27 protein-coding genes and 1 tRNA gene are annotated in these 26,776 nt (G+C 62.9%); 20 read left to right on the forward strand and 8 right to left on the reverse strand.

Features of this window, described 5'->3' with window-relative positions; translation table 11 throughout:
* Nucleotides 1-71 precede the first annotated feature (71 nt).
* From AAV94_RS03260 to AAV94_RS03295, 8 genes are all read left to right on the forward strand, one after another.
* Complete coding sequence (locus AAV94_RS03260; RefSeq protein ID WP_046740901.1) at nt 72-917, forward strand: fumarylacetoacetate hydrolase family protein; 846 nt, start codon at nt 72-74, stop codon at nt 915-917.
* Between the two features lie 11 nt (nt 918-928).
* Nucleotides 929-1,681, forward strand: a complete 753-nt coding sequence (locus AAV94_RS03265) for an SDR family NAD(P)-dependent oxidoreductase (protein ID WP_046740902.1) — start codon at nt 929-931, stop codon at nt 1,679-1,681.
* Between the two features lie 117 nt (nt 1,682-1,798).
* Nucleotides 1,799-3,124, forward strand: coding sequence for an MFS transporter (locus AAV94_RS03270; protein ID WP_084824714.1), 1,326 nt, complete (start codon nt 1,799-1,801; stop codon nt 3,122-3,124).
* Nucleotides 3,125-3,264: 140 nt separating this feature from the next.
* Complete coding sequence (locus AAV94_RS03275; protein ID WP_046740903.1) at nt 3,265-3,897, forward strand: nucleotidyltransferase domain-containing protein; 633 nt, start codon at nt 3,265-3,267, stop codon at nt 3,895-3,897.
* Complete coding sequence (locus AAV94_RS03280; RefSeq protein ID WP_046740904.1) at nt 3,894-4,343, forward strand: hypothetical protein; 450 nt, start codon at nt 3,894-3,896, stop codon at nt 4,341-4,343. The genes AAV94_RS03275 and AAV94_RS03280 overlap by 4 nt, the downstream gene beginning before the upstream one ends.
* A 286-nt stretch (nt 4,344-4,629) precedes the next feature.
* Nucleotides 4,630-5,310, forward strand: a complete 681-nt coding sequence (locus AAV94_RS03285; RefSeq protein ID WP_046740932.1) for a CsgG/HfaB family protein — start codon at nt 4,630-4,632, stop codon at nt 5,308-5,310.
* A 17-nt stretch (nt 5,311-5,327) separates the two neighbouring features.
* Entirely contained in the window at nt 5,328-5,711 is a 384-nt protein-coding gene (locus AAV94_RS03290) for a DUF4810 domain-containing protein (RefSeq protein ID WP_046740905.1), read from the forward strand.
* On the forward strand, nt 5,708-6,394 hold the full coding sequence (locus AAV94_RS03295; protein ID WP_046740906.1) for a DUF799 domain-containing protein: 687 nt from the start codon (nt 5,708-5,710) through the stop codon (nt 6,392-6,394). Before AAV94_RS03290 ends, AAV94_RS03295 begins: the two co-directional genes overlap by 4 nt.
* A gap of 175 nt (nt 6,395-6,569) precedes the next feature.
* Here the strand turns inward: AAV94_RS03295 and AAV94_RS03300 are convergent, their stop codons facing one another.
* Entirely contained in the window at nt 6,570-7,502 is a 933-nt protein-coding gene (locus AAV94_RS03300) for a LysR family transcriptional regulator (protein WP_046740907.1), read from the reverse strand.
* A gap of 313 nt (nt 7,503-7,815) precedes the next feature.
* Here AAV94_RS03300 and AAV94_RS03305 point away from each other — a divergent pair, with 313 nt between their 5' ends.
* From AAV94_RS03305 to AAV94_RS03340, 8 genes are read left to right on the forward strand one after another with little or no spacing between them, the layout of a single operon-like run.
* On the forward strand, nt 7,816-8,763 hold the full coding sequence (locus AAV94_RS03305) for an N-carbamoyl-D-amino-acid hydrolase (protein WP_046740908.1): 948 nt from the start codon (nt 7,816-7,818) through the stop codon (nt 8,761-8,763).
* Nucleotides 8,760-10,247, forward strand: coding sequence for a dihydropyrimidinase (hydA, locus tag AAV94_RS03310; protein ID WP_046740909.1), 1,488 nt, complete (start codon nt 8,760-8,762; stop codon nt 10,245-10,247). Before AAV94_RS03305 ends, hydA begins: the two co-directional genes overlap by 4 nt.
* Complete coding sequence (locus tag AAV94_RS03315) at nt 10,244-10,918, forward strand: aspartate/glutamate racemase family protein (RefSeq protein ID WP_046740910.1); 675 nt, start codon at nt 10,244-10,246, stop codon at nt 10,916-10,918. Before hydA ends, AAV94_RS03315 begins: the two co-directional genes overlap by 4 nt.
* Nucleotides 10,915-11,682 (forward strand): cysteate racemase, encoded by a 768-nt coding sequence (cuyB, locus tag AAV94_RS03320; protein ID WP_046740911.1) that lies wholly within the window; start codon nt 10,915-10,917, stop codon nt 11,680-11,682. The genes AAV94_RS03315 and cuyB overlap by 4 nt, the downstream gene beginning before the upstream one ends.
* Nucleotides 11,683-11,694: 12 nt before the next feature.
* Nucleotides 11,695-12,534 carry a transporter substrate-binding domain-containing protein gene (locus AAV94_RS03325; RefSeq protein ID WP_046740912.1) on the forward strand — a complete coding sequence of 280 codons (840 nt, stop codon included), beginning with the start codon at nt 11,695-11,697 and terminating at the stop codon, nt 12,532-12,534.
* 38 nt (nt 12,535-12,572) lie between these two features.
* Nucleotides 12,573-13,331 carry an amino acid ABC transporter ATP-binding protein gene (locus tag AAV94_RS03330; protein WP_046740913.1) on the forward strand — a complete coding sequence of 253 codons (759 nt, stop codon included), beginning with the start codon at nt 12,573-12,575 and terminating at the stop codon, nt 13,329-13,331.
* 18 nt (nt 13,332-13,349) lie between these two features.
* Nucleotides 13,350-14,030, forward strand: a complete 681-nt coding sequence (locus AAV94_RS03335; RefSeq protein WP_046740914.1) for an amino acid ABC transporter permease — start codon at nt 13,350-13,352, stop codon at nt 14,028-14,030.
* An 18-nt stretch (nt 14,031-14,048) separates the two neighbouring features.
* A complete protein-coding gene (locus AAV94_RS03340) occupies nt 14,049-14,735 on the forward strand; it encodes an amino acid ABC transporter permease (RefSeq protein WP_046740915.1) in 687 nt (228 codons plus the stop codon).
* Nucleotides 14,736-15,228: 493 nt separating this feature from the next.
* Here AAV94_RS03340 and AAV94_RS03345 read toward each other — a convergent pair.
* Together AAV94_RS03345 and tfpZ are read right to left on the reverse strand one after the other, a co-directional pair.
* A tRNA-Lys gene (locus AAV94_RS03345) sits at nt 15,229-15,304 on the reverse strand.
* Nucleotides 15,305-15,778: 474 nt separating this feature from the next.
* Nucleotides 15,779-16,552: a TfpX/TfpZ family type IV pilin accessory protein gene (gene tfpZ, locus AAV94_RS03350; protein ID WP_046740916.1), complete on the reverse strand. Its 774-nt coding sequence runs from the start codon at nt 16,550-16,552 to the stop codon at nt 15,779-15,781.
* Between the two features lie 128 nt (nt 16,553-16,680).
* On the opposite strand from tfpZ, the gene AAV94_RS03355 reads away from it, so the two are divergent.
* Entirely contained in the window at nt 16,681-17,337 is a 657-nt protein-coding gene (locus AAV94_RS03355; RefSeq protein WP_231731206.1) for an REP-associated tyrosine transposase, read from the forward strand.
* A gap of 302 nt (nt 17,338-17,639) precedes the next feature.
* On the opposite strand, the gene AAV94_RS14555 is transcribed toward AAV94_RS03355, so the two are convergent.
* From AAV94_RS14555 to AAV94_RS03380, 5 genes are all read right to left on the reverse strand, one after another.
* On the reverse strand, nt 17,640-18,149 hold the full coding sequence (locus AAV94_RS14555) for a pilin (protein ID WP_046740934.1): 510 nt from the start codon (nt 18,147-18,149) through the stop codon (nt 17,640-17,642).
* A 644-nt stretch (nt 18,150-18,793) separates the two neighbouring features.
* Complete coding sequence (locus tag AAV94_RS03365; RefSeq protein WP_046740917.1) at nt 18,794-19,456, reverse strand: FHA domain-containing protein; 663 nt, start codon at nt 19,454-19,456, stop codon at nt 18,794-18,796.
* Between the two features lie 663 nt (nt 19,457-20,119).
* Nucleotides 20,120-21,859 carry a sensor histidine kinase gene (locus AAV94_RS03370; RefSeq protein WP_231731207.1) on the reverse strand — a complete coding sequence of 580 codons (1,740 nt, stop codon included), beginning with the start codon at nt 21,857-21,859 and terminating at the stop codon, nt 20,120-20,122.
* Nucleotides 21,856-22,107, reverse strand: coding sequence for a hypothetical protein (locus AAV94_RS03375; protein ID WP_046740918.1), 252 nt, complete (start codon nt 22,105-22,107; stop codon nt 21,856-21,858). The genes AAV94_RS03370 and AAV94_RS03375 overlap by 4 nt, the downstream gene beginning before the upstream one ends.
* Nucleotides 22,104-22,895, reverse strand: a complete 792-nt coding sequence (locus AAV94_RS03380) for a cytochrome C assembly family protein (protein WP_046740919.1) — start codon at nt 22,893-22,895, stop codon at nt 22,104-22,106. The genes AAV94_RS03375 and AAV94_RS03380 overlap by 4 nt, the downstream gene beginning before the upstream one ends.
* A gap of 74 nt (nt 22,896-22,969) precedes the next feature.
* Between AAV94_RS03380 and ffh the strand changes: the two genes are divergently transcribed.
* The 3 genes from ffh to AAV94_RS03395 all read left to right on the forward strand — a co-directional run bounded on the left by ffh (nt 22,970) and on the right by AAV94_RS03395 (nt 26,751).
* Entirely contained in the window at nt 22,970-24,352 is a 1,383-nt protein-coding gene (gene ffh / locus AAV94_RS03385) for a signal recognition particle protein (protein ID WP_046740920.1), read from the forward strand.
* Nucleotides 24,353-24,678: 326 nt separating this feature from the next.
* Complete coding sequence (gene galU, locus AAV94_RS03390) at nt 24,679-25,602, forward strand: UTP--glucose-1-phosphate uridylyltransferase GalU (protein WP_046740921.1); 924 nt, start codon at nt 24,679-24,681, stop codon at nt 25,600-25,602.
* A gap of 48 nt (nt 25,603-25,650) precedes the next feature.
* A complete protein-coding gene (locus tag AAV94_RS03395) occupies nt 25,651-26,751 on the forward strand; it encodes an enoyl-CoA hydratase/isomerase family protein (protein ID WP_046740922.1) in 1,101 nt (366 codons plus the stop codon).
* Nucleotides 26,752-26,776 lie beyond the last annotated feature (25 nt).

Below are 26,776 nucleotides of genomic sequence, written 5' to 3' on the forward strand. Positions count from 1 at the left end.
CAAGTCGCATCGGTGCAGGGCGAAAAACTTTCTAAGCTGCAGGCACTTTTCAACAACTGCGAGAGCTTGCCATGAAATTCTTGAGATATGGCCCCATGGGGCAGGAAAGGCCTGCCGTTCTGGATGCGCAAGGCCGGCTGCGCGACCTCAGTGCGTGGACCCGTGACATTGACGGCGACTTTCTTGCCGGTCCGCTGGTGCAGGCGCTCAAAAGCCAGGATCTTGGGCAATTGCCTCTGGTGCCGGGCCAGCCGCGCATTGGCGCCTGTGTGGGGCAGATCGGCAAGTTTATCTGCATCGGATTGAACTATGCCGACCACGCGGCCGAGTCGAACATGCCGATACCGGCCGAACCGGTGGTGTTTGCCAAGTGGACCTCGGCCGTGGTCGGTCCCAACGACGACGTGCGGATTCCACGCGGTTCGAGCAAGACCGACTGGGAAGTCGAGCTTGGCGTGGTGATTGGCAAAGCCGCTTCCTACGTCGATGAGAGCACCGCGATGGAGCACGTGGCGGGCTACTGCGTGATCAACGATGTTTCCGAGCGCGCCTATCAGCTTGAGCGTGGCGGGACGTGGGACAAGGGCAAGGGCTGCGACACCTTCGGTCCCACCGGACCGTGGCTGGTCACGCCCGACGAGGTGCCCGATCCCCACCAGCTCAACCTGTGGCTGGAAGTCGATGGCACGCGCTACCAGGATGGCAACACCGCGACCATGATCTTCAAGGTCCCCCAGATCATCGCCTACCTCAGCCAGTTCATGACGCTACACCCCGGCGACGTGATCTCGACCGGCACGCCGCCGGGCGTGGGCATGGGCATCAAGCCCGAGCCGGTCTTCCTGCGCGCAGGCCAGACCATGCGTCTGGGCATTGACGGCCTGGGGCAGCAGCAGCAAAAAGTCGTCGCCGCCTGAAGGAGTCCACCATGAATACCTACGACTTCAAGAATCAGGTGGCAGTGGTCACCGGCGGCGCCCAAGGCATCGGGCTGGCGGTAGTGGAGCGCCTGCTCGCTGGCGGCGCGGCGGTGGCAATCTGGGACCGCGACGCACAGGCGCTGACCGATGCCAGCCAGCGGCTGGGCGCGCTGGGGACCGTGGTGACCTGTGAGGTTGACATCGTCAACCTCGCGTCGGTGCAGCAGGCCTACCAACAGACCGTGCAGGCGCTGGGCAACGTCACGATCCTTGTGAACAGCGCCGGCATTGCAGGCACCAACGCACCGGTGGTGGAGTACCCGCAGGATGAGTGGAGCCGGGTCGTGGACATCAACCTCAACGGCACCTTCCACGTCAACCAGGTGGTGGTGAAGGGGATGATCGCTGGCGGCTATGGGCGCGTGGTGAATGTCGCCTCCATCGCAGGCAAGGAGGGCAACCCCAATGCCTCTGCCTACAGCGCCTCGAAGGCTGCCGTGATTGCGCTGACCAAGAGTCTTGGCAAGGAAACCGCAGGCTATGACATTGCGGTCAACGCGATCACCCCGGCAGCGGCCAAAACCCGGATCTTCGAGCAGATGGCGCAGCAGCACATCGATTACATGCTCTCAAAGATTCCGCGCGGGCGTTTCGTGCAGGTCCGCGAAATCGCCTCCATGGTGGCATGGCTGGTGAGTGCCGAAAACTCGTTCACGACCGGGGCGGTCTTCGACCTCTCGGGCGGCAGGGCCACCTACTGACAGCTACCACGTATCAAGTACCGCCCGCGCGGGCGGGCCATGCGCCAACACACCTTCTCTTCTGCCTCGCGCAGGGCGCGCATGGAAAGCATCACTACAAGTACAAGGAGACAGTTCATGAGTGTCAATGCAAGCATTGGTGTCGCAGGCGTTGCCGGGCGCGCCGCGGTGGCGCGCGAGCAGCAGGTCTATGGCAAGGTTTTCTGGCGTTTCATACCGCTGTTGGTGGTGTGCTGGGTGATTGCCTATCTGGACCGCGTCAACATCAGCTTCGCGAAACTGCAGATGCAAAGCGATCTGGGATTTTCTGACGCGGTGTACGGGCTGGGTGCCAGCGTGTTCTTCATCGGCTACTTTCTGTTCGAGGTGCCGAGCAACATGATCTTGCATCGTGTGGGCGCACGCGTGTGGATCATGCGCATCATGGTGACGTGGGGCATTGCTTCGGCGTGCACGATGTTCGTGACCAGCGAGATGGGCTTTTACGTGATTCGCTTTCTCGTCGGTGCGCTGGAGGCTGGCTTCGTGCCAGGGGCGCTGTACTTCTTCACCAAGTGGTTTCCCGCAGCGCGCAGGGCGCGCATCAACACCATCTTCATGTCCGGCATCGCCTTCTGCGGCATCATCGGCGGGCCGATCTCTGGCGGCATCATGAAATACACCGATGGCCTGCTGGAGCTGGCCGGCTGGCAATGGCTGTTTCTGCTCGAAGGGATTCCGGCCGTGATCCTCGGGGTGGTGGTGTGGAAATTCCTGGATGACGAGATTGCCGATGCCCGGTGGTTGAGCCAGGACGACAAGGCCTTCTGGCATGCGCAGGTCAATCGCGATGCCAAGGAAGCGCAGGCCCACAACTTTCTCGCAGCGCTCAGGGAGCCTGCCACCTACACGCTTTCGTTCATCTACATGTGTCTTGCTGGCGGCATCTATGGTCTGGTGTTTTGGATGCCCCAGCTCATCCGCACCGCAGGCACGCAGGATACGTTCGTCATCGGACTGATTTCCGCCTTGCCCTATCTGATGGCGGGTATCGGGATGATCCTGCTTGGCAAGAATTCGGACCGTACCGGCGAGCGGCGCTGGCATCTGGCCCTGACTGTGCTGGCTGGCGGCATTGGCTACTTCCTGTGCGGTGCCTACAGCAGCAGCACGGTGGCGTTGCTGTTCGGACTCACGGTTGCGGCCACGGGCATCATCTCGGCCATCGGGCTGTTCTGGGTGTTCCCGCAGCGCTTTCTCAGTGGCATGGCCGCCGCTGCCGGCATCGCGCTGATCAACTCCATCGGCCAGCTTGGAGGCATCATCAGCCCCTATATGGTCGGCAAGGTCCGCGACGTGACGGGCAGTGCCACACTGGGGCTGTACGCGTTATCGGCGGCATGTCTGGTGGCGTTCGTGCTGGTGGCCTGGGGCCTGCCGCGGCGCCTTTACCAGAAGGTGTGAGGCTTCTGCTCCGCGGGCCAGGAGGAGCTTGCGATGTGTGGTTGCGCTGACAAAGCCCTTGCGCTGGCCGCCGACACGCATCGGATGCATACCCAAAGAAGGTATGATCCAACCCACATTGGGTATTTTCTCAACCTGCGATGCCTTCACGCACATCCGGACTGGCCAGTGCCCTGTTCAACCAAACACAGCAACGCGTCATTGGGTTGCTGTTCGGGCAGCCCTCGCGCAGCTTCTACAGCGCTGAAGTGATTGCCACCACGCATGGCGGCAGTGGTGCCATCCAGCGTGAGCTGGCGCGCCTGGCCGAAGCGGGCCTGCTGACGGTCGAGCGGCGTGGCCATCAGAAGCATTACCGCGCCAACCCGCAGTCGCCCATCTTTGAGGAGCTGTGCGGCATTGCGCGCAAAACCATGGGGTTTGCTGAGCCGCTGCGCATGGCGTTGCAGCCCCTGGCCGATCGCATACAGGCGGCATTCATCTATGGCTCGGTCGCCAAGGGGCAGGACACCAGCCAGAGTGACATCGACCTGCTGGTGCTGGCCGACGATATCGGCTACGCGGACCTGTTCGATTTGCTGGAGCCACTCAACACGCAATGGCAACGCAGCATCAATCCCAGCATCTACAGCACCGAGCAGTGGCGGCAACGCCTGCTGCGCGGCGACGCATTTGCGAGCCGCGTGTGGCAGCAGCCCAAAATCTGGGTGCTGGGCGATGCGCAGGCCATGGCCGCGGAGATAGGTACGCTGGGCGAAGGGCCGCAGCCATGACCACCTCTGACCGTGCCTTCGTCAACCTCAGCGGTCCGGGCAAGCCGCTGCGCGCTGAGCCGCCCGATGCGGCGGAGTTCGCCGGTCTTGTTAAATCCGCCATGGCGCGACTGTCCGATGCCGACAACGCCCAGCTTTCGCTGGAGAGTCGCTTCGATCTCGCCTACAACGCCGCCCACGCCCTGTGTCTTGCGGCCCTGCGCTGGCACGGCTGGCGCTCGTCCAACCGCTACATCGTCTTCCAGCTGTTGCCCAGCACCCTGGGCCTGGGCCCGGCCGTGTGGCGCGTGCTCGCCAAGTGCCATGACATCCGCAACCTGGGCGAATACGAGGGCCACCTCAACATCGACGCGCGCATCACCTCCGACCTTCTCAGGGCCTGTCACGCGGTGGCAGAAAAAGTGCAGGCGCTGCCGCCGATTGCGAACCCGACTGGTCGGCGCTAACTGTATGCGCGGCGCAGGCAGCGGCTGGACTGCTGCGCCACCTGTCTTCGCGAGGCCTGCCTAGCTGCAATTCCCGTACTGGCACGGGCCCGCGCGCTTTTTGCAGCGCATTCCCGCGGACACTTTTTCGAATTGTCACAACTTCCATATTCAGCCATAAGCCCGCCATGCGTCGGCCATAATCGCCGATTTCTCGCGTCGGCTTGATCGACTGGTGCCTGCTGAAATGGCGGCAACAGTAAGGACTTGTCGACTTTTTCCGCAGGAGCTTTCCGTGTTCGCTTCTATTTTCGTCCGCGCAGCGGCAATCGCAGTGCCGCTGCTGCTGGCTGCCTGCAGCACCACTGAACAATCTCGCAGCCTGAGCATTCCGCAAACGGTCGCCGCCGAGACGGCCCGCCAGTATCAGGGCCCGCGCATGCCTGTTTCGATCGGCAAGTTCGACAACCGCACCAATTACCAGCGCGGGGTGTTCTCCGACGGCGTGGATCGCCTGGGTGGCCAGGCGCAGACGATCCTCACCGCCCATCTGCAGCGCAGTGGCCGTTTTGCGGTACTGGATCGCCAAAATCTGAGTGAGACTGGCCAGGAGGCGGCAATCCTGGGGCAGGCCCAACAGTTGCGTGGCGCCAACTTTGTCATTACCGGTGATGTCAGTGAATTCGGTCGCAAGGATGTGGGCGACCGGCAACTGTTCGGCGTGCTGGGGCGTGGCAAGACCCAGGTCGCCTACGCCAAGGTGAACCTCAATGTCGTGGACGTCGCCACCAATGAGGTGGTGTATGCCGCACAGGGCGCTGGCGAGTACACGCTCTCGGCGCGCGAGGTGCTGGGCTTTGGCAGTACCGCCAGCTATGACGCCACCCTCAACGGCAAGGTACTGGACCTGGCAGTTCGTGATGCGGTTGACCAACTGGTGGCAGGGCTGGAGCAGGGCGCCTGGCCTGCTGCGCCGGTTCAGCCATGATGCAGCGGAACAGGCCCATGAGCCGATCGAAGCCCCTGTTGGTCATCTTTGCACTGGCGGCTGCGGTACTGGCTGGCTGCGCCAGCCGCACGCCCATGCTCTATGGTTGGTATGACTACCAGACCCAGCTGTATGCCTACTTGCAGAGCGGCAACGGCAACTGGCAGGAGCAGCTCGCCGCGCTGGAGCAAATGCAGGAGCAGCTGCGTGCAGCGGACCAGGCGCCGCCACCCGGCTTTCATGCGCAGTTGGGCCTGCTCTACAGCAGGACCGGCCAGATGCCGCTGGCCAGGGAACATTTCGAGCGCGAACGCCAGCTGTTTCCCGAGTCATCGCAGTTCATCGATTTCGTGCTGCAGTCGATCGATTCGTCAACCAGCCCAGTGGAGAATCCGGCATGAAACGCGTGCTGTGGAAACAGTGGCGCCGCCTTGCGGCCATCGGTGTCACTTTGATCGCCATGGGCCTGACAGGCTGTGCCACTCCGACTCCTTATGACTACAGTGCCTTGCAGGAGGCCGATCCCCGCTCCATTCTGGTGTTGCCGCCGTTGAACAACACGCCGGACGTGGATGCCAGCAACGCTGTGTACGCAGGCGTGACGTTGCCGCTGGCCGAGTCGGGTTATTACGTCTTCCCGGTCGGACTCACGCACAGCTTGCTGCAGGAAAACGGCATCGCCAACGCAGCGGAGGCCCACCAGATCCCGCTCGATCGGCTGCAGAAGATCTTCGGTGCGGATGCTGTGTTGTACATGGAGGTGCAGCGCTATGGCACGGTCTACTCCGTCATCAACAGCGAGAGCGTGGTTGCTTTGCACGCCACCTTGAAGGACGCACGTACCGGCCAGCAGCTGTGGGAAGGCGATGCCAGTGCGTCCAGCAATGAAGGCAACGCTGGTGGCAGCGGGTTGGTGGGCATATTGGTGACGGCGCTGGTGAATCAGGTGGTCGACACCTTGACCGAGCGCAGTTACCAGATCGCCCACCTTGCCAATCAGCGCCTGCTGCTCGCAGATGGCCCCGCCCATGGCGCGCTGCTGCATGGGCCGCGCTCGCCCAAGCACGGCCAGCCGCCGCGCTGAACATGGGAACGCACGGCCAGGCCCGCAGCAAGCAAGGTTGTCGCATTTTCATGGCGTTTCAGTGCTGCCTGTGGTGCCTCAGGGTGGGGGCGATTGGCCCATGCGCAGGCGTTGGGACAGGCTGCCAGGAATAGTGATCGTCAGAATGGATGGGGCGCTCTGACCTGCAGTGTGGTCAATCCAGGGTCATCCGCATCGACAGCTTGGGCGCGTTCGGGATCAGCGCGCGCATATCCAGTACCTCTGTCAGGTATTCCACAAATACGTCGGCGGGGCGGCTTAATGGCGCGCCGCGAAGGTAAATCAAGTCGGCCAGGATCGGCGTTGCGCCTTCAAGAGGGACGACCCGGAATGCCGCTCTTGGCCAGCTTTGCAGGGAAAACTGCTCTACCAATGCAACGCCTGCGCCGGCCTGTACCAATGCGCAAGCGCTATGGGGCGTGCCGACTTCAATGGTGGTCTGCAATGCAGAGGCATGCGGGCCAAAGAAAGAGGCTAGGCGTTGGGCCATGGGGGTTTTCGGCACGTAACCGATGTTGAGGTGCTGCGCCAGCTCCTGCGCACTGACGGCATCGGCTTGCGCGAGGGGGTGATTCCAGGGGCAGATGCACATCAGCTCACTGCGCGCTATCAGGCGCGTCGTGAGCTGAGGGTGCTCCATCGGCAGCGTCGATATGCCCAGATCGGCGTGGCCTTCCAGTATGAAGTCGCGCAGCGCTTCATGGCCCAGCAGTACGAAGCGCACATGCAAGTCGGGAAATCGCAAGCGCAGTTTTGCCAATGCAATGGGCACCAGCTCATGGCCAATGCTATTGCTTGCCGCAATGCTGAGCAGGCCTTTACGACGTTGCAGGAGGTCTTGCGCGAGGCGGTCGATATCACGTATACGCCCGTAGACGTCATCGACTGACTTGAAAAGTCGCTTGGATTCCTCGGTCGGATACAGCCGTCCCTTGATGCGATCAAACAGCGGAAAGCCAAGCTGCACTTCCAGATGGCCCAGCACGCGGCTCACGGCCGGCACAGAGACGTGCAGCAGCCGAGCAGCGTCACTGACCGAGCCGGTCGACATCACCGCCCAGAACACTTCCAGATGTCTCAATTTCATGCAGTGACTCTAACTCCAAGTCGAGCTTAGGGGTGTCAAGGCAGGGCACGTCTGACAACACCATCTTCCTTTTTGCTGTATCCGCGAATCATTGCGGCCTTTTGAAAACTCCCAGCTGCGATGGGCACAACTTCAGTGCTATCTGACACGCGTGCAGCCATGAAAGCTCTAATTTGGTGCAAAAAATGTCCAGGTTCGGTGCATTTTTCTCCGGTGTTAACCAAACGGCAAGAGCCGGGGATAAAAGCGTTATCGATTTTCCCCTCCCGTTGCGCAATCATTCCTGTACCCCTTATTGATATGGAAACATGAGATGACTGGAAAGCGTAGCTTCGTGATGGCTGTGGCTCAGATGGGCGCGGTAAATCTGGATGACTCCCGCGCATCGGTGGTCGCCCGTTTGGTGGAAATGCTGAAAGAGGCCAAAGGCCGGGGTGCGCAGTTCGTCGTTTTCCCGGAACTGGCGTTGACGACCTTTTTCCCACGCTACTGGATGGAAGAGGCAGAAGCACAGGCACGTTTTTTTGAGCAGACCCTGCCCAGCGCGCAGACCCTGCCACTGTTTGACGCAGCGCGCGATTTAGGGTTGGGGTTCTATCTGGGCTACGCCGAGCTCACGCCCGAAGGCACGCCTTACAACTCTGCCGTGATCGTGCGGCCCGACGGCAGCATCGCTGGCAAGTACCGCAAGATCCACTTGCCAGGGCACTCGGACCATAAGCCCGCGGCGCCATTCCAGCACCTGGAGAAGAAATACTTTGAAGTCGGCGATCTGGGCTTCGGCGTGCATGACGTGCCACTGGGAGGTGCCCAAGTGCGCATGGGCATGTGCCTGTGCAATGACCGCCGCTGGCCAGAGACGTACCGCGTCATGGCGCTGCAAAGCGCGGAAGTGGTGGTACTTGGCTACAACACGCCATCACTGAACATTCACTGGAATGAGCCAGTGCATCTTCGCACGACCACGCATTTGATTTCCCTGCAAGCCAACGCCTATCAAAATGGTCTGTGGGTGGCTGCGGCAGCCAAGTGTGGCAGTGAGGACGGTCATCACATGATTGGCAGTTCGGTGATTGTGGCTCCCACCGGCGAGATCGTGGCGCGCGCGGTGTCGGAAGACGATGAAGTGATTGCCGCCAACGTGGACCTGTCGTTGGGTGAGATGTTCCGTGAACACGTCTTCAACTTCGCCAAGCATCGTCGGCCGGAGCACTACAAACTGATCACGGAGCGCACGGGCGCTGGAGCACCGGTCAAATGAACGCCTTTGACTATGAACTGGTCATCCGCGGTGGCCGCGTCGTGACGCAGGGCCGCGTGGAAACGAGTGACGTTGGCGTGCGCGACGGGCGCATCGCGCACATTGCGCCTGCGCTGGGCACAGGACAACGTGAAATCGACGCCAGCGGGCGTTGGGTGTTGCCGGGCGGCATTGATAGCCACTGCCACGTCGAGCAGCGCTCTGGCATGGGCATGATGTGCGCGGACGACTTTTACAGCGCAACGGTTTCTGCGGCGTTCGGTGGCACGACCACGATCATCCCGTTCGCGGCGCAGCATCGCACTGCAAGCATCCCGGACGTTCTGGCGGACTACCACGCGCGAGCGGCCGAAAAGGCGGTGATCGACTACGGCTTTCATCTCATCGTGGCCAACCCCGATGAGAAGACCCTGCGAACCGATCTGCCGCAGGCCATTCGTGACGGCATTACCTCGCTCAAGGTCTATATGACTTACGAGAAGATGCGCCTTGACGACTACCAGCTGCTGGACATTCTGGCGCTGGCGCGGCACGAGCAGGCGCTGGTGATGCTGCATGCCGAAAATCACGACATGATCCGCTGGATCACGCAGCGCCTGCTGGAACAGGGGCACACCGCGCCCAAGTTTCACGGTGTTGCGCATGACCCGATTGCGGAAAGCGAAGCCACCAATCGCGCCATTGCGATGTCGCGCTTGCTGGACGTGCCAGTGATGATCGTGCACGTTGCCGGCGCCGAGACGGTGCAGCTGCTGCGCGGTGCGCAGCGCCTGGGTGCCCGGGTTCTTGCCGAAAGCTGCCCGCAGTACCTGTTTCTGGACGCCAAGGACATGGATCGCCCCGGGCTGGAAGGCGCCATGTTCTGCTGCTCGCCACCCGCACGCGATGCCGCATCACAGCAGGAAGTCTGGCGGGGTCTGCTCGACGGAACGCTGGCGACCTACTCCTCCGACCATGCGCCCTACCGCTTCGACGCAACAGGCAAGCTTCCCAAAGGCGATGCCACCACCTTCAAGGAGATGGCCAACGGTGTTCCAGGCATTGAACTGCGCATGCCACTGCTGTTCAGCGAAGGTGTGATGAAGGGGCGCATGGATATCCACCAGTTCGTCGCACTGACCGCAGGCAACCACGCCAGGCTGTATGGCCTGTCCGGCCGCAAGGGGGAACTGGTGGCAGGCGCCGATGCGGACATCGCCATTTGGGATCCGCAGCGCCGCATCACGGTCACCGCCGGCATGCTGCACGACAACGCAGGGTATACGCCGTACGAAGGCCGAACCATCCAGGGCTGGCCCACCACGGTCATCAATCGGGGCCGGGTAGTCGTGCAGGATGGGCAATTGCTGGTCGAGCGCGGCACCGGACAGTTCCTGGCGCGCAGCAAGCCGCAGCTGCCGGCCGTACCCGTGGCAGGCACGGCAGCGACCCATGCGCGTGGCGCGGTGCTCAAGGCGCTGCTGCAAGTGCGAGGTCCGCAATGAATGCAGTGCCGCGCATCCTGGCGCTCAACCCGAACAGCAGCGAGCACGTCACGCAGTCGGTGGTGCACGCGATGCGTTGCGCCATGCCTGAGCGCATGATCGACATAGTCGGTGTCACGTGCAGCGATGGGCCCGAAGGAATTGTGACACAGGCCGATTTCGAAGACGCTGGGCGTCGCATGGCCGCATGTGCATCCAATGGCTTTTCGGGGACCTACGACGCTGCCGTCATCGCCTGTTTCAGCGATCCTGGCCTGGAAGCGGTCCGCAGCCAGTGCGCCATCCCCGTCATCGGCATGGGGGAGGCCGGCATGCGGTGCGCCCTGCGCGCGGGCGGGCGCGTCGGGGTGGTGGCTGTCGCGGATGCTGCGATTGCACGCCACCTTGCGTATTGGGAACGCATGGGTGTCGGCCACCGCGTAGTGGGTGAGCGTGCGCTGAATATTTCGGTCGCCGCATCCGGTGATCACGAGCAGGCCTTCGCGCGCATGCTTGCTGCTGCCGAGACGTTGCGCGACGCGCTGCATGCGGATGCCATCTTGCTCGGCTGCGCTGGCATGTCCGCGCTGCGCGGGCAGCTTGAGTCGGCGCTAGGGGTCCCGGTGATCGATCCCTGCGCGGCAGCCATTGCTGCTGCGCTCGATGCCGTGAATGGGACGGTCCAGCCATGAGCGCCGCCCAAACACCCCAGTGTCTGGGCGTATTGGGAGGGATGGGCCCGCTGGCGGGCGCGCACTTTCTCAAACGACTGATCGAAATGACGCCAGCTGGTTGCGATCAGGAGCACATTTGCGTGCTGCTGCGCAGCGATCCGAGAGTTCCGGATCGCACCGCCGCCATGCTGCACGGCGGCAGAAGCCCTCTGCCGGACATGATGCAAGGGATTGCCCTGCTCGTCGATGCAGGAGCCGATTGCATCGCCATTCCGTGCAATACCGCGCATCTGTGGTACCCGCAGCTGGCCGCCAACAGCCATGTACCGATTCTGCACATCGTTGATGCGGTGCTTGATGACTTGGCAGCTCAAGGCGTCGCTGATGGCCCCATCGGTCTGCTCGCTACCCCCGCAACTTTGGCGCTGGATCTCTATCAACCGGCCCTCAGGGCGCGCGGCTATGACGTTCTTGTGCCACAGGCCCAGGCCTTTGAAGATTGTGTGCGTGCGATCGAGCTGGTCAAGGCAAGCCGCACCGAGGAGGCACTGGCACCGGCGTCTCGCGCCGTCGCGTCGCTGGCAGGGCAACGCGCACGCGCGGTGGTGCTGGCATGTACGGAGCTGCCACTCGCGCTGCCGACCGCGTGCCGAAACGGCTTTGACGTGGTGATTACCGATTCGGTCGATGCACTTGCGCGGCGCGTGCTGGCGGTTTTTCGGCCAGATCTGCGTGCGGCAGCACCCATTTTTCCCTCTCCCACACCCTTAACCCTAGCTTAGAGGAGTTCGCCCATGTCTCGCCTGACCCGATTCTTTGTCGCACCTGTCGCACTGGCTTGCCTGATTGGCAGCGCAATGGCCCAGACGCCGCTGCGCACGGGCATCGACCCGAATTTCCCGCCGCATGCGTTTCCCAAGCTCAGTGGTGGTTACCAGGGCTTCAATGTGGAGCTCGGCGAGGAAATTGCCCGACGCCTTGGCCGCCCCCTGGAGATTGAAGGTGCGCAGTACTCGGCCCTGATCCCTGCGCTCAATGCAGGCAAGTTCGACTTTCTGATGGCGCCAACAACAGTTTCTGCCGAACGCGCCAAGACCGTGCTGCTGACCGAAGGCTACATGAACAACGATTTCACCATCGTGGTGAAGAAGAGCCGCAACGATCTGAACACGCTCGAAGACTTCAGGGGCAAGACGTTGGCAGTCAACAAGGGCTCCGGCCCCGAAGAGTGGGCACGTGCCCATCAGGAGCAGTACGGCTACGAAATCGCCGTGTACGGCACCAATGCCGATGCCGTTCAGGCCGTGATCTCGGGGCGCGCAGATGGCAATCTCGCAGGGTTGACGCCATCGGCCTGGGCGGTCAAGAGCAATGGCTCGATCAAGACGACGGCCGTTATTGAAACAGGCTCGGTCTGGTCGATTCCTTTCCGCCTGGACGACAAGGCCGGTCGTGACCAGGTCAGCATGGTGCTCAAGTGCATGAAGAAGGATGGTTCCCTGGCTGCGCTCTACACGAAGTGGTTTGGCGCCGAGCCCCTGCCCAATTCCGCCACCGTGGTCTCCCCGCCTGGTCACGGGGTTGAAGGACTCAACGGCTATGACGCAACACCCGTCGAGCTGAACTGCAACTAATCGCGCCCAATAGCCCAAGATCTTTACCGCCCGAACCGATGTCCGCAACTTCCTCTTCTTCGCTGCTGCAAGTGCGCCAGCTTTTCAAGCACTATGGCTCCAATGTCGTTCTGAAAGGGATTGACATGGATGTGCGGGCCGGCCAGCTGGTATCCATCATCGGCCCTTCCGGCTCCGGCAAAAGTACATTGCTGCGCTGCTGCAACCGCATGGAGAACGCGAGCAGCGGTCAGGTTCTGGTGGAGGGCAAGGACATCTACGACCCACGCGCGAATCTCAACAAACTGCGTGAGCGGGTAGGCATGGTGTTTCAGGCATTCAACCTTTACCCGCACTTGACGGTGTTGGGCAACGTGGCCCTTGCGCTCATCAAGGTCAAGAAAATGCCGCGTGCCCAGGCCGAACAAGTTGCCCTCGATGCGCTCAGAAAAGTCGGCATGGAGCACAAGGCCGATGCGCGCCCCGCGCAGCTCTCGGGTGGGCAGCAGCAGCGCGTAGGCATCGCGCGCTCCATAGCGATGCGACCGGCCCTGGTGCTTTTTGACGAGCCTACCAGTGCGTTGGATCCGGAGATGGTGGGCGGTGTGCTGGAAGTCATGCGGGAGCTGCGCAACGACGGAATGACGATGGTCGTCGTGACGCACGAGATGGGCTTTGCCAAGGCGGCCTCTGACCATGTGGTGTTCATGGAAGATGGCGTCATCGTCGAGCAAGGCCATCCAGATCAGGTTTTTGGCAGTCCGACACAGGCGCGCACGGCGGCGTTTGTCGGGGGCATTGGCGAACGCCGCATCTAACCCCGGCGAGGCCTGCGCATGCAACTTGATCAACTCGTCTTCACATTTTTCAATGCGGACGTCGCGCGCCAGTATTTGCCGCAAATCCTGCGCGGCGCCGTCGTCACCATTGAGCTGGGGGTGGCCATTGTCGTGGCCGGGCTGGCGCTGGGTCTGCTGCTGGCTTACCTGCGAACCTTCCCCTCGCGGGCGTTGCGCCTGACTATCCGGATGTCGGTGGACATCCTGCGAGCGCTGCCGCCCTTGGTACTGATCATTCTTTTCTACTATGCGATGCCGTTCATCGGCATCTCGATGAGCGCGTTCGTGGCAACTTGGCTGGCATTGACGTTGGTGCTGGCGGCGTTCTCTGAGGAAGTCTACTGGGCAGGTATCCAGGCGCAGCCCCCCGGCCTACAGGAGGCTGCGCGCTCGACAGGCCTGTCACACACGCAGACCATGCTCTACGTCACCTTGCCACAGGCATGCCGCCTGATGGTTGCGCCGCTGACCAATCGTGTAATCGCCATCACCAAGGGCACAGCCTATGGCTCGGTGGCCGCCCTGAATGAGATTCTGAACGAAGCAACCTCCGCCACGAGCTTCGCGGGCAACCCAACGCCGCTGATGCTGGGCGCTCTGGGTTATCTCATGATTTTTCTTCCCGTGGTCATCGCGAGCCGATACATCGAACGCCGCCATGGCGCAGGTATGCACTGAAGCCCAAGAGCGCGCACCATGAACAACATCATTCAAACGTTTTTCAACGTCGACGTGCTGAAAGAGGTCACGCCCTACGTCCTCAACGGCCTGTGGACCACGCTGGCGCTGTCGCTGTGGGTGATTCCCCTTGGCCTGGCCAGCGGCCTGCTGCTTGCGGTGGCCGGTTTCGTCACCAAAAGTCGCCTGGTACGCGGTGCGCTGGTGGTTTACATCGATTTCTTCCGCGCATTCCCACCACTGGTGCTGTTGATATTTCTCTACACGGGCCTGCCCTACCTGGGCGTTGAGCTGTCCCCCCTGGGCTGTGTGGCCGTCGGGTTCATGCTCAACAATTCGAGCTACTTCGGCGAGATTTTTCGCGCCGGACTCGAGAGCGTCCCACCCGGACAGCGGGAAGCGGCTCGATCGACAGGCATGAGCCGCCTGCAGAGCCTGATCTGGGTGGAAATTCCTCAGGCCTTGCGCAATGTGTTCCCCGATCTGGTGAGCAACATGATCGAGGTCGTCAAGCTCACCACGATTGCGAGCGTTGTCTCGGTCCCAGACATGCTCTATGCGGCGCGTACCGCACAGTCGATGCTCTACAACCCCACACCCATCGTTTTGGCTGCGGCGATCTATCTGGCGCTGCTGTGGCCACTCGTGATCTTTCTCAGTCACCTGGAGAAGCGACGCCACACTGCCACGCGCCCGGGTTTCTGAATAGGCGCTATTGGTCATAGCGGCGCTCCACCCTGCCGACCTGAAGAGCGCAAATCCAGAGTTCCGGGCCCCTCCTGATATGGCCTATGTACTGGCGCTATCAGGAGGCAACGTGTGGAGGCAGAACATGACTGGTTGCGCTGTTGGGCCATATGGGCTTGAACCCGGGATGCCTTTGCGCGATTGCCTGATGCGGTTGACCGCTGGCTTGCACAGGTGATCGTGCGAGGTTGCGCCTGGAGGGCGCAGATGAAGCATGTCAATGCAGCCGCTATCGCGGCGGACCTTCGGCATCAAGCGGTGCATGCAGCGCGGCACGCTACGCGATGAACACTTGGCAACAGCGCACCGGCTGGGCCTTTGCTCAGGGAGAGGCCTTCCCTATTACACGCAGCCGAGTCCTGGGAGCACAGCTGCCACGCACACGAAATCACCAGCAAGAAAAAAGCACCTAGGGCTTTCGCTCTAAGTGCTTGATTCCAAATGTATTCTGTGGTGGGCCGTGTAGGGATCGAACCTACGACAAACGGATTAAGAGTCCGCTGCTCTACCAACTGAGCTAACGGCCCACAACCAGCGCTGCTGGCAAGACAAAAATTATATACTAAATTTGCGAACGGCAGGATCGGTTGCTCGGTAGTCGGATGCGCGCGACTGGCTACTTGGGCCTGAACGGCACTACCTTTGCAACCCGGCCTGTTCGATTGGGAGTTCGCACGCGGCCAGCGATTCCTGGGGCAATACCTTCATCGCCACGCGCAACGCTGACACGATCGGTGGCTGCATCAATCTGTGCTACCCGCCCCCCGGCTTTGACCCTGCCGCGCCTGACCCCGAGAACACCAGCGTGACCACCCGCCACATCCAGGTGCGCTGGAGCCGTTATCTGTAGGTTGCGTGGTGCGCCTCCGCGACGGCGGCACCCGTAGCACCCGTAGGGCGGGTTAGCCGAAGGCGTAACCCGCCATCTCTTGAAGCGGCAACACCCGTAGAAGGCGTAACCCGCCATCTCTCTACATCCTCACGCCGAGGCGTTCGAAGCCTCAATACGGATCCAGATCCAGCCAGGCGACTGGCTTGCCGGATTCCAGCTCCACCAATGCGGTCCAGAATCCGCGGGGGTGGCGCACGGGCAGCCAGCGCAGATTTTCTTCGGCGAGTTGCGTAGCGGTTATTGCCGCGTCGATGGCAGGTGCTGCCTGTGGATGGCGCTGGCGCAGGATATCCAGCGGCTGGGCAATCTGTTGCAGAGTTGGCAGGCCTTGTTCAAGAGGGCGGTAGTAACGCGGGTAATGTTGCAGGTCCTTGCCTGCCAGGGCGCTGAACATGATTTCATTGCGCTCCTGCGCGGTCTGCGGGCGCTGCGCCCAGACGAAATGAGGGCCGCGCCAGGGCAATGACTGCCACTGTGGCTGCGTGGCCTGTTGCAAGTCCTGATCGGTCAGCTGGCCTGCGCTGACGACCTCCAGCCGGTCCACTGCCAATACGACGAACACCGGGCGTGTAATGGCGACCGTGTGCAGGCCGTATGCCAGTGCCGCCAGTTGGATGGCGGCGACGATGGCGTAGTCGCGCACCAGCTCCTTGCGCGGCTTCTTGCGGTTGTAGATCACCAGCGATATCAGCGGGCCCAGCACCAGATCGCAGGCAACCACCAGCATGAACAGCTCCAGACCGCCCAGCATGCGTGCAAACGGCGGCGGAAACCACAGCCCGAAAACCAGGGCGGCGGCAACTGCTGCGACGGCGAGCGTGACCAGAAAGTGCACGCTCATTGCACGCAGACGCATGGGCAAGTCAAGGGTGGTCAATGGCATGGGTGTGCTTGTTGCGTTGACAGAAGGTTGGATACGCTGGTCGCTAATTGGCCGTGGCATGGTGCGCAGAAGGCGCGTTTCCGCAAGGCCGAATGCGTTATTGCCAATTCCGGCGGACGGGATACGGTGTGCTACTCACAGAAGGCGGAATACGCTTCGCTATTCCCAAAAGGCGGAATACGCTGTTGCTATTCCGCCCTACGGTTGCGGGTTTGCGGGTGGGCAGATTATCCTGCGGCTTCGGCAGGGAGATGGTCATGCCTCGTTACATTCGTGCCCGTGTGCCGGGTGGACAGTTTTTCTTTACCGTGGCATTGCTGGAGCGCAGGCGGCGGTTGTTGACAGACCATATCGATATTCTGCGCGATGCGTTCAGGCAGGTACGGCGCGACAGGCCATTTTCCATCGATGCCATTGTCATCTTGCCCGACCACCTGCATTGCATCTGGACCTTGCCGGAAGGTGATGCGGATTTTTCCACCCGCTGGCGGCTTATCAAAACCCGGTTTGCGCGGCAATTGCCGACAGGAGAGCGGCTGAGCCTGCGCCGCCAGCGCAAAGGCGAGCGCGCCATCTGGCAGCGGCGTTTCTGGGAACACACCATCCGCAGCGAAGCAGAGCGCGCAGCTATCGTTGATTACATCCATTTCAACCCCGTCAAGCATGGGCATGTGCAGAGGGTGCGGGATTGGCCGCATTCCAGCTTCCACCGCTACGTCCGTGATGGTTTGTTGCCAGAGGATTGGGGCATCAGCCCTGACTGGCGACCTGGGCATGCTGATTGAGCGAATGCTTCGTCTCCCAGAAGGTGCGGTACGCTGCGCCCTTCCCCGAAGGTGAAAGACGCTTCGCTATTTCCAGAAGGCGGAATACGCTGTTGCTATTCCCAAAAGGCGGAATACGCTATCGCTATTCCGCCCTACGGTATTTAACCCCGTAGGGCGGGTTAGCCGAAGGCGTAACCCGCCATTGGTCATCCAAGAAACTAACCGCGCCAGAAGACGGGCAAAGAAAAACCCGCCAATCGGGCGATGGGCGGGTTGAATCGGAAGGCGGAATCGTCGATGGCTATTCCGCCGTACCGTGGTTAGCGGCAGTTAGAGGGGGCAAGCTTCGCTTCCAATGTTCCTGGGTCTGTTCCAGCAACCGCGTCTGCGCCAGCGGCCAAGCAAGCCCACTGAATGGCATCGGCAGGAGGCGTATAGCTAGCGGTGGAATTCGGCAGTGCAGTAGGGGTTCCTTCGGTAGCACCTTGAGCGACCGTCATCGTGAAAGGAACCAGCTTCAAAGTACCATCAGTTTGCACTGGAGCATCATAAGTGATTGTAATAACACCATCTTCATTATCGATTGCAATGCTCTTGACATTTTCTGTGGCTCCTGGGGAGTTCCAGCCTGCATCATATTTCACAGCATTAGCGGCATTTTCTGCGACAGCGGTTTTTGCTGACGTCGCCAAGGAAATGCCCTCTGTAACTTTAGCGCGCTTCGTGTAATCCTGATAAGCCGGCAAAGCCACAGCCGCCAAAATACCAATAATCGCCACAACGATCATCAGTTCGATCAAGGTAAAACCTTTTTGCATCGATGCTTTCATCTTCAAACTCCTGGTAAGGGGTTGGTTGGGGGTCTCAAGCACTGGACGAAGCGTCCAATGCCCACAGAGGTGCAAGCAGCGTGCCAGGGCGATTTGTGTCAAATTGCGTCAACGGAGTGTTGCCAGGGCAGACCGTCACGGAGGATGCACAAATTTTGCAAGCAGGTGTGACGATTTGTGTCTGATGAGGGTGACATTTTTTGTCAGGGTGGCGCTGGGCGGATGACAGATCGGGGTGGTGTAGGGAGGCGGATGGCGGGTTACGCCTTTGGCTAACCCGCCCTACGGTGTTAAAGCCGTAGGGCGGAATAGCGAAGCGTATTCCGCCTTCCGATTCACCCGCCCATCGCCCGATTGGCGGGTTTTTCTTTGGGGGTTTGCTGGGGCGGTTCGCTTCTCGCATGACCAATGGCGGGTTACGCCTTTGGCTAACCCGCCCTACGGGGGCTATGGTGGCTGTTGGGGGGGTGAGCGATGGCGGGTTACGCCTTTGGCTAACCCGCCCTACGGGGGCTATGGTGGCTGTTGGGGGGGTGAGCGATGGCGGGTTACGCCTTTGGCTAACCCGCCCTACGGGGGCTATGGTGGCTGTTGGGGGGGGGTGAGCGATGGCGGGTTACGCCTTTGGCTAACCCGCCCTACCTCTATCTCGGCAGCAGGCGGAAGACCATCTGGATGCCGCCCATGGCGATGCGGTCGCCGTCGCGGACGGTGGTGCCGGCGGGGTCGATGGCGGCGTCGTTGACGGTGATGGGCTGCTCGCCCTCGACCTTGCTGACCACGTAGGTGTTGATGCGGTGGGTCAGGGCCAGGATGCCCACGCCGGGGGTGCCGACGGTGGTGACGACCTTGGTCAGCGGCAGGGTTCTGCCGGCGTTGACGCCGCTGGTGATTTCCAGCGCGGCGATGCGCCCGTCCACGGTCAGTTCGGCCCGCGCGGTTTCGTTGAAGTCGCTGCGGCCCTGCACGGGGGTGGGGGTAAAGCCGGGTTCGCTCCAGGCATCATCCACGTTGAGCTGCACCGCAATGCGGTAGGGGCCGACGACGAGGCGGTCGCCCAGCTGCAGTTCCATGCGCTGCTGCTTGTCCAGCAGGTCGCCATTGAGGTAGGTGCCGTTGGTGCTGCCCAGGTCCTCGATGTCGATGCGGTCTTCCTCCACGCGGATGAGGGCGTGTTTGCCGCTGACGGTGGGATCGTCGAGCCGGATGACGTTGTGCTGGCGCCGGCCAATGGAGGTTTGGCCGGGCTGCAGCACGTGCTCGCGCACGACGCGGTCGCTTTTGGTGATGATGAGCTTGTAGGCCATGGCTGATGCCGCCAAATCGGGGCGTGTGTTCTTGTACGGATTTCCGGGTCTGGTCTCCCCGCTGCCGTTATGCCGCAGATGGGCTGCGCGGTTCGGTTTTCTGTTTCTTTGCCTGGCCAATGCACCTCCCTCAAGGTGTATGGCGGCGCAATGATACGGGAAAACGGGTGTTCAGGGGGGGAGGGTAGACCTTTGGACTATGCGTGCTTACGCGGCTTGAGGGCCGAGTCTGCACGGTGACATTTCCTGTCCCACCTGGGCGGCTTGCCGACGATTGCAGCAAAAAATGTGCCGGGTCAGTGGGGCGGAAGGCAGGGAGGGGGTGAGGGATGCAATGGCGGGTTACGCCTGCGGCTGACCCGCCTTACGGTGTTTAACCACGGTACGGCGCAATAGCCTGCGGCGTATTGCGCCTTCCAATTCAACCCGCCCATCGCGCGATTGGCGGGTTTTTCTTTGCTCGTTTGCTGGCGCGGTTTGTTTTCTAGATGACCAATGGCGGGTTACGCCTTTGGCTAACCCGCCCTACGGTGTTAAACGCCGTAGGGCGGAATAGCGAAGCGTATTCCGCCTTCTGGGAATAGCGACAGCGTATTCCGCCTTTGGGCAGCAGCAAAGATTCCGCTGTGGCAAACGTTCCCTACGGGTTTGGGGCGGAGGGGGTTACACCACGGGTTCGTTGAGCGGGCTGGCGCCGGGGGCGCGGGTGGTGATGGGGCGGCGAAAGCGGATGACGAAGGCGTTGCCGGCCTGCTGGGCATTGGCGGCGGTGGCGCGCGGGCAGCGCAGGTAGCCGATGCTGGCGCCGTGGCGCTCGCACAGTTCGCGGCAGAGAAACAGCCCCAGCCCGGAGGAGCGGCTTTCGGAGGAGAAGAAGGGCTCGAACAGGTGTTGCTGCACGGTCTTTTCGATGGGGGCGCCGTCGCTCCAGATGGTCAGCGTGGCCTGGCCGTTGCTGGCCACTTCGGTGATGACTTGCAGCGAGTCGGGCTGGCCCTGGTGGTAGCGCAGCGCGTTGTCGAGCAGGTTGACGAGGATGCGGCGCAGGTGCTCGCGGTCGAACAGCACGGGGGTGCTGCCAGCGCGCAGCTGCAGCTGCAACTGGCGCTGGGCAGGCGCGGCGCGCTGCCAGTCGCGCACGTAGTCGCGTACCAGCTCGTCCAGTGGCAGGGCCTCGGCGCTGCCGGGGGTGTCGGCCTGGCGCTGCACGCGCGCAACGTCCAGAATGTCCTCGGCGATGCGGCGCAGGCGCTCGGCATTCTGGCGGATCATGGCAGTCAGCCGCTGCGCGGCGGGGTCGTGCAAATCCTCGGCCAGCAGCGTGTTGGCCTGGATGATGGCCGAGAGCGGGTTGCGGATTTCGTGCGCCACGGCAGCCGACATGCGGCCCATGGAGGCGAGCTTTTCCGTGCGCACCTGGGCCTCGACCTTGCGCAAATCGTGCAGGAACATCACGCAGTGCGCGGCCTGCCCGCTGCGCAGCCGCGCATCGCCTTCGGTGATCCAGGTGCGGGCCTGCACGCCCAGCGGGCTGGTGCCCTGGGGCATCAGGGTCAGGTCGGCCAGCTGGGGCTGGCGGCGCCGGAAGGTCAGCCGCGCCATGGCCACCAGCGGGCGCCATGCGGGGTTGCTGAGCAGATCCAGCGGCAATGCCCGGGCGTCGGGCAGGCCGAGGATGCCCAGCGCCGCCGGGTTGGTCGAGTGCACCAGCATGTTTTCGTCCACCACCAGCACGCCGTCGCTGAGGTTGGAGATCACCAGCGCATTGACCTGGCTTTGCAGCAGCGCGGCAGCGCGACTCTTGCGGCCTTCCTGTTCCTCGCCGGACAGGCGCATGGCCATCTGGTGCACCAGCAGCCCCAGCACCAGAAAGCCCAGCCCGGCCAGCAGCGCCTGCAGCAGGGATTGCGGGTCCAGTTCCAGCCCGGCGGGCCACAGTTGCACACCCGTCAGCGCTGCCAATACCAGCAGCACGGTGGCCAGCAGCACGGTGAGGTTGCCCAGCGCAGCAGCCATCAGCACCGGCAGGCCCAAAAGAGGCACGAAGCTGAGGCCGCCGCTGGCGTGCCAGAGCATCAGCAGCATGCACAGGGCCACATCGCAACCGATGGTCAGCGCCCAGTGCAGCGACGGGCCGCGGTGCGGCTGGCGTTCTGCCAGCATCAGCCGCGCCAGCAGTGCCAGGGCCAGGTAGGCGCCGATCAGCCACAGCACGCGTGGCGCCACCGCGCCCGTGAGCAGCCATTCTGTCCCGAGCAGGAACAGCAGCGCCGCCGCGATCATGATGCGGCCGGTGAGAAAGCCGCGCCACAGCCGCTGGAACGGCCCGGGCATGGCGGTGCTGGGTTTGCCCAGCCCGAACGCGCCGCTGGCGCGCGCCCACCAGGAGTTGCCGTGCATCATGGCCGGGGTGTATCGCCCTCATGGGCTGGCGGCGACTGGTGCTCGGCGCAGGTGTAAAGCGGCCCGTCGCGGCGTGCCAGCGCCGCATCCAGCTGCGCGCCGCAGACGTGGCAGCGCACCATGGCGCGCGGCGGCGCCACCCGCGGGGGCGCCGCCTTGTGCCGGGCGGCCCGCGCATTACCGCGCAGGCGCGACCACAGCAGCCATGCCACGACCACGAGGCCCACAGTCAGCAGCCACTTGCTCATCGCCCCAGCACCACTTCCATGACGAAGCGCGAGCCGGCGTAGGCCAGCAGCAGCAGCGCTGCGCCGATGTTGAGAATGCGCACGGCCTGCTTGCCGCGCAGGCCCATGCGCCAGCGCGCCAGCAGCAGGCCGGCGAAGGTTAGCCAAGCCATGGCGGAGAACACCTGTTTGTGGCTCCAGCTCCAGGCACGGCCGTACACTTGCTCGCCAAAGAACATGCCGGCGATCAGCGTCGCTGTGAGTAGTACAAAGCCGGCCTGCGTGAAGCGGAAGGTCAGGCGCTCAAGCGACAGCAGCGGCAGCTCCTGGTGCTGGGCGATGCCGGCGCGCATGCGCTTGTCGGCCCGGCGCAGCAGCCAGCCATGCACCACGGCGGTGGCAAACAGGCCGTAACAGGCAATGCCCAGTGCCAGGTGCACACCCATCAGCGGGCCATAGCTTGGCTGCAGGGGCTGGCCCGGAAACCATGCGCCCAGCAATGCCGCCGCCGCGGCCAGCGCGGCCAGCGGCCAGTGCGGCTGCAGGCGCGGCAGGATGTGGTATTCCACACCGTAGACGGTCAGTACCAGCCAGGCGGTCACCGACAGCGCCGGGCCAAAGCCAAAGCGCGGCTCGGACGTCATCAGCCCCGCACCGATGGCCAGCAGGTGCAGCAACCATGCCAGCAGCAGGGCCAGGCGCGGCGGATGGGGCGAAGCATGGTTATGCAGCAGCGCCGCCACGCCATAGGCCAGCGCCGCGCCCACGGCGGGCAGCAGGGTTGGGGTATGTGCGCTGGCTACAATCATGCGCCAAGTGTAATAGGGAGCTGGCAGGCCGTGCCTGCCGCTCGCATTCCCATTTTCTGCCGGAGAGACAAGCAATGGCATCCGCTCTGAGCGACAAGCTCGCCCGCCTGGTCAAGGAGATGCGTGGCCAGGCGCGCATCACGGAATCGAACGTGCAGGACATGCTGCGCGAGGTGCGCATGGCCCTGCTGGAGGCCGACGTGGCGCTGCCGGTGGTGCGCGACTTTATCGCGCGCGTGAAGGAAAAGGCGCTGGGCCAGGAGGTGGTTGGCTCGCTCAAGCCCGGCCAGGCGCTGGTGGGCATTGTCAACCGCGAGCTGGCTGCCACCATGGGCGAGGGCCAGGCGCAGCTCAATCTCAATGTGCAGCCGCCTGCGGTCATTTTGATGGCCGGCCTGCAGGGCGCGGGCAAGACCACCACGACGGCCAAGATCGCCCGCCTGCTGCGCGAGAAGTTCAAGAAGAAGGTGCTCACCGTCTCGGGCGACGTGTACCGGCCTGCTGCCATCGAGCAGCTCAAGACCGTCACGGCGCAGGCCGGTGCCGAATGGTTTCCCTCCACGCCCGAGCAAAAGCCGCTGGAGATCGCGCAGGCGGCGCTCGATTACGCGAAGAAGCACTTTTTTGACGTGCTGATCGTGGATACGGCCGGGCGCCTAGCAATCGACGAGGTGCTGATGGCGGAGATCCAGTCGCTGCACGCGGCGCTGAATCCGGCCGAGACGCTGTTCGTCGTCGATGCCATGCAGGGGCAGGACGCGATCAACACCGCCAAGGCTTTCAGCGAGGCGCTGCCGTTGACCGGCATCGTGCTGACCAAGCTCGATGGCGATTCGCGCGGCGGCGCGGCGCTGTCGGTGCGGCACATCACCGGCGCGCCGATCAAGTTCGCGGGCGTGAGCGAAAAGATCGACGGCATCGAGATCTTCGACGCCGAGCGCCATGCGGGGCGCATTCTCGGCATGGGCGATATCGTCGCGCTGGTCGAGCAGGTCTCCGCCGGCGTGGACATGGATGCCGCGCAGAAGCTGGCGCAGAAGGTCAAGAGTGGCGATGGCTTCGATCTCAACGACTTCCTGATGCAGCTGCAGCAGATGAAGCAGATGGGCGGGCTCTCGTCGCTGATGGAGAAGCTGCCCGGCGAGCTGGCCGCCAAGGCCGGTCAGGTCGACATGAACCGCGTCGAGAAGGACGTGCGCCGCAAGGAAGGCATCATCTGCAGCATGACGCCCAGGGAGCGCCGCAATCCGCAGCTCATCAAGGCCCAGCGCAAGAAGCGCATTGCAGCCGGCGCCGGCGTGCAGGTGCAGGAGGTCAACCGCCTGCTCAAGGAGTTCGAGCAGATGCAGGGCATGATGAAGCAGATGAAGGGCGGCGGCATGATGAAGATGATGAAAAAGCTCGGCGGCGCCAAGAAATTCCTGGGCGGCGGGGGGATGCCGAAGCTGCCTTTCTGAGCCGGTCGCGCCATTGCAGGCTGGCGGTCGGGGTGCAGGATGCGCTGCGCTGCCAATTGCGGAAGGCGGAATACGCTGCGACCTTCTGCAGAAGGCGGAATACGCTGCCGCTATTCCGCCCTACGGGTTTAAACAGCGTAAGGCGGGTTAGCCGCAGGCGTAACCCGCCGCCCCCTCCTTCCACGGGACCGGTCGCCACAGCCGCCGTGTGAACCAATGCGGCTTGCAAACGTTTGCACAATACGTCGCACGCTGACAGGCGCGGCCATCTGTTGACGCATACACTGCGCGTTTTCCCTGATTTCCAAGACCACCATCGTAAGACCATGAGCAATCCCTCCATCGCCGCCAGTGAAGGCAACCTGTTCCCCCCGATTCGCAAGGCCGTATTCCCCGTTGCCGGGCTGGGTACACGCTTTCTGCCGGCCACCAAGGCCTCCCCGAAGGAAATGCTGAATGTGGTGGACAAGCCCATCATTCAATATGCGGTGGAAGAGGCTTACGCAGCAGGCATCCGTCACATGGTGTTCGTCACCGGCCGCAGCAAGCGTGCCATCGAAGACCATTTCGACACTTCCTACGAGCTGGAAAGCGAGCTGGAAGCCGCCGGCAAGAAGGCGCTGCTGGAGGTGGTGCGCAGCGTCAAGCCCGACGACATGCTGGCAACCTATGTGCGCCAGCCGCGCGCGCTGGGCCTGGGCCATGCCGTGCTGTGTGCGGCGCCGCTGGTGGGCATCGAGCCGTTTGCCGTGCTGCTGGCCGATGACCTGATGACCGGCCACAACGGTGGGCCCAACGTGCTGGCGCAGATGGTGGAGGTCTACCGCCGCACTGGTGCATCGGTGCTGGCCGTGCAGGAGGTGCCGCAGGAGCACGTCTCACGCTACGGCATCGTCGCAGGTCCGCAGGTGGATGAGCGCACCATCAAGGTCGAGCAAATGGTGGAAAAGCCGCAACCGGCCGATGCACCATCGCGCCTGGGCGTGGCCGGGCGCTACATCCTCTCGGGCAATATCTTCGAGGAAATCCGCAAGCTGCCCAAGGGCGTGGGCGGTGAAATCCAGCTGACCGATGCGATCGCGAACCTCGCCAGGCAGCAGGACGTGCTTGCCTATGCCTACCAGGGCAGGCGCTACGACTGCGGCAGCAAGGAAGGCTTTCTCGAAGCGACGGTGGAGATGGCACTCAAGCACCCCCAGGTTGGCAGCTTTTTCCGTGAATACCTGCAGTCGCTGGATCTGTTGAAGTAGCCCGTCCGCAATAATTGGCCGGGTATCCCAAAAACTAGGAGACAGGCCATGACAGGACAAACCCCTGCCGAAGTCCTCGCCGAAGTGCGGGGCAGGACCGGCTTTATCACCCTCCACCGCCCCCGTGCGCTCAACGCGCTGTCGCTGGGCATGGTGCGCGCCCTTTATCAGGTGTTGCGGCAATGGCAGCAAGACCCTGCCGTGCTGGCCATTGCCATCCGGGGGCAGGGCCGCGAAGGTCCGTTCGGTGCCTTCTGCGCAGGCGGTGACATCCGTTTTCTGCACCAGGCGGCAGTGGATGGCAACCCGCAGTTGGAGGACTTCTTCACCGAGGAGTACCAGCTCAATCATTTGACCCATCACCTGGGCAAGCCCTACATTGCCTTCATGGATGGCGTGGTGATGGGCGGCGGCATGGGCATTTCGCAGGGCGCCAGCCTGCGCATCGTGACCGAGCGCACGCGGATGGCGATGCCGGAGACGGCCATTGGCCTGTTTCCGGACGTGGGCGGGGGCTTCTTTCTCAGCCGCACGCCCGGGCACGTGGGGGAATACCTCGGGCTGACTGGGGCAACCATCGGCGCGGGCGATGCAGTGGCGGTAGGGCTGGCAGACGGCTACCTTCCCGCCGAGCGATTGCCTGCGCTGTGGGAGGCGCTGGCTGGCGACTTCGCTGACGGGCCGGCCATTGCCGATTACGTGCGCGCGCAGTTGCAGCCGGTGCCATCGCCGATGGCGGCGCACCGCGAGGTCATTGACCGTGTCTTCGCGCTGCCCACGCTCACGGCGATGGCTCAGGCGCTGCAGGACGCGGGCAGCGACTGGGCGGCCGAGACGCTGCGGCTGCTGCGCCAGCGCTCGCCGCTGATGCTGCATGTGGTGCTGGAGCAGATCCGGCGCGCGCGCGCGCTGGGCCTTGCCGATGACCTGCGCATGGAGCGCGATCTGGTGCGCAACTGCTTCTACCTGCGCGAGGACCGCCGCCGCAACAGCGAGACCATCGAAGGCATCCGCGCACTGGCGATTGACAAGGACCAGCGCCCGCAATGGAAGCCCGCACGCATCGAGGAGGTGGACGCCGCCGAGGTGCAGGCATTCTTTGCCAGCCCCTGGCCTGCGCCGCTGCATCCGCTGGCGCATTTGCGCTGACCAGACCGCCGTAGGGCTCAATAGC

The sequence above is a fragment of the Lampropedia cohaerens genome, assembly GCF_001005215.1.
Lineage (GTDB): Bacteria > Pseudomonadota > Gammaproteobacteria > Burkholderiales > Burkholderiaceae_C > Lampropedia > Lampropedia cohaerens.

Bases quoted from the DNA above. Each gene is read 5' to 3' on its own strand.
- AAV94_RS03290 (WP_046740905.1), top strand. From the start codon at position 5,328: ATGAGCCGATCGAAGCCCCTGTTGGTCATCTTTGCACTGGCGGCTGCG.
- AAV94_RS03370 (WP_231731207.1), bottom strand. From the start codon at position 21,859: ATGATGCACGGCAACTCCTGGTGGGCGCGCGCCAGCGGCGCGTTCGGG.
- AAV94_RS03295 (WP_046740906.1), top strand. From the start codon at position 5,708: ATGAAACGCGTGCTGTGGAAACAGTGGCGCCGCCTTGCGGCCATCGGT.
- AAV94_RS03315 (WP_046740910.1), top strand. From the start codon at position 10,244: ATGAATGCAGTGCCGCGCATCCTGGCGCTCAACCCGAACAGCAGCGAG.
- AAV94_RS03375 (WP_046740918.1), bottom strand. From the start codon at position 22,107: ATGAGCAAGTGGCTGCTGACTGTGGGCCTCGTGGTCGTGGCATGGCTG.
- galU (WP_046740921.1), top strand. From the start codon at position 24,679: ATGAGCAATCCCTCCATCGCCGCCAGTGAAGGCAACCTGTTCCCCCCG.
- AAV94_RS03265 (WP_046740902.1), top strand. From the start codon at position 929: ATGAATACCTACGACTTCAAGAATCAGGTGGCAGTGGTCACCGGCGGC.
- AAV94_RS03330 (WP_046740913.1), top strand. From the start codon at position 12,573: ATGTCCGCAACTTCCTCTTCTTCGCTGCTGCAAGTGCGCCAGCTTTTC.
- AAV94_RS03300 (WP_046740907.1), bottom strand. From the start codon at position 7,502: ATGAAATTGAGACATCTGGAAGTGTTCTGGGCGGTGATGTCGACCGGC.
- AAV94_RS03260 (WP_046740901.1), top strand. From the start codon at position 72: ATGAAATTCTTGAGATATGGCCCCATGGGGCAGGAAAGGCCTGCCGTT.
- AAV94_RS03305 (WP_046740908.1), top strand. From the start codon at position 7,816: ATGACTGGAAAGCGTAGCTTCGTGATGGCTGTGGCTCAGATGGGCGCG.
- AAV94_RS14555 (WP_046740934.1), bottom strand. From the start codon at position 18,149: ATGAAAGCATCGATGCAAAAAGGTTTTACCTTGATCGAACTGATGATC.
- AAV94_RS03380 (WP_046740919.1), bottom strand. From the start codon at position 22,895: ATGATTGTAGCCAGCGCACATACCCCAACCCTGCTGCCCGCCGTGGGC.
- hydA (WP_046740909.1), top strand. From the start codon at position 8,760: ATGAACGCCTTTGACTATGAACTGGTCATCCGCGGTGGCCGCGTCGTG.
- AAV94_RS03365 (WP_046740917.1), bottom strand. From the start codon at position 19,456: ATGGCCTACAAGCTCATCATCACCAAAAGCGACCGCGTCGTGCGCGAG.
- AAV94_RS03275 (WP_046740903.1), top strand. From the start codon at position 3,265: ATGCCTTCACGCACATCCGGACTGGCCAGTGCCCTGTTCAACCAAACA.
- AAV94_RS03270 (WP_084824714.1), top strand. From the start codon at position 1,799: ATGAGTGTCAATGCAAGCATTGGTGTCGCAGGCGTTGCCGGGCGCGCC.
- AAV94_RS03395 (WP_046740922.1), top strand. From the start codon at position 25,651: ATGACAGGACAAACCCCTGCCGAAGTCCTCGCCGAAGTGCGGGGCAGG.
- ffh (WP_046740920.1), top strand. From the start codon at position 22,970: ATGGCATCCGCTCTGAGCGACAAGCTCGCCCGCCTGGTCAAGGAGATG.
- AAV94_RS03340 (WP_046740915.1), top strand. From the start codon at position 14,049: ATGAACAACATCATTCAAACGTTTTTCAACGTCGACGTGCTGAAAGAG.
- tfpZ (WP_046740916.1), bottom strand. From the start codon at position 16,552: ATGCCATTGACCACCCTTGACTTGCCCATGCGTCTGCGTGCAATGAGC.
- AAV94_RS03280 (WP_046740904.1), top strand. From the start codon at position 3,894: ATGACCACCTCTGACCGTGCCTTCGTCAACCTCAGCGGTCCGGGCAAG.
- AAV94_RS03335 (WP_046740914.1), top strand. From the start codon at position 13,350: ATGCAACTTGATCAACTCGTCTTCACATTTTTCAATGCGGACGTCGCG.
- AAV94_RS03325 (WP_046740912.1), top strand. From the start codon at position 11,695: ATGTCTCGCCTGACCCGATTCTTTGTCGCACCTGTCGCACTGGCTTGC.
- cuyB (WP_046740911.1), top strand. From the start codon at position 10,915: ATGAGCGCCGCCCAAACACCCCAGTGTCTGGGCGTATTGGGAGGGATG.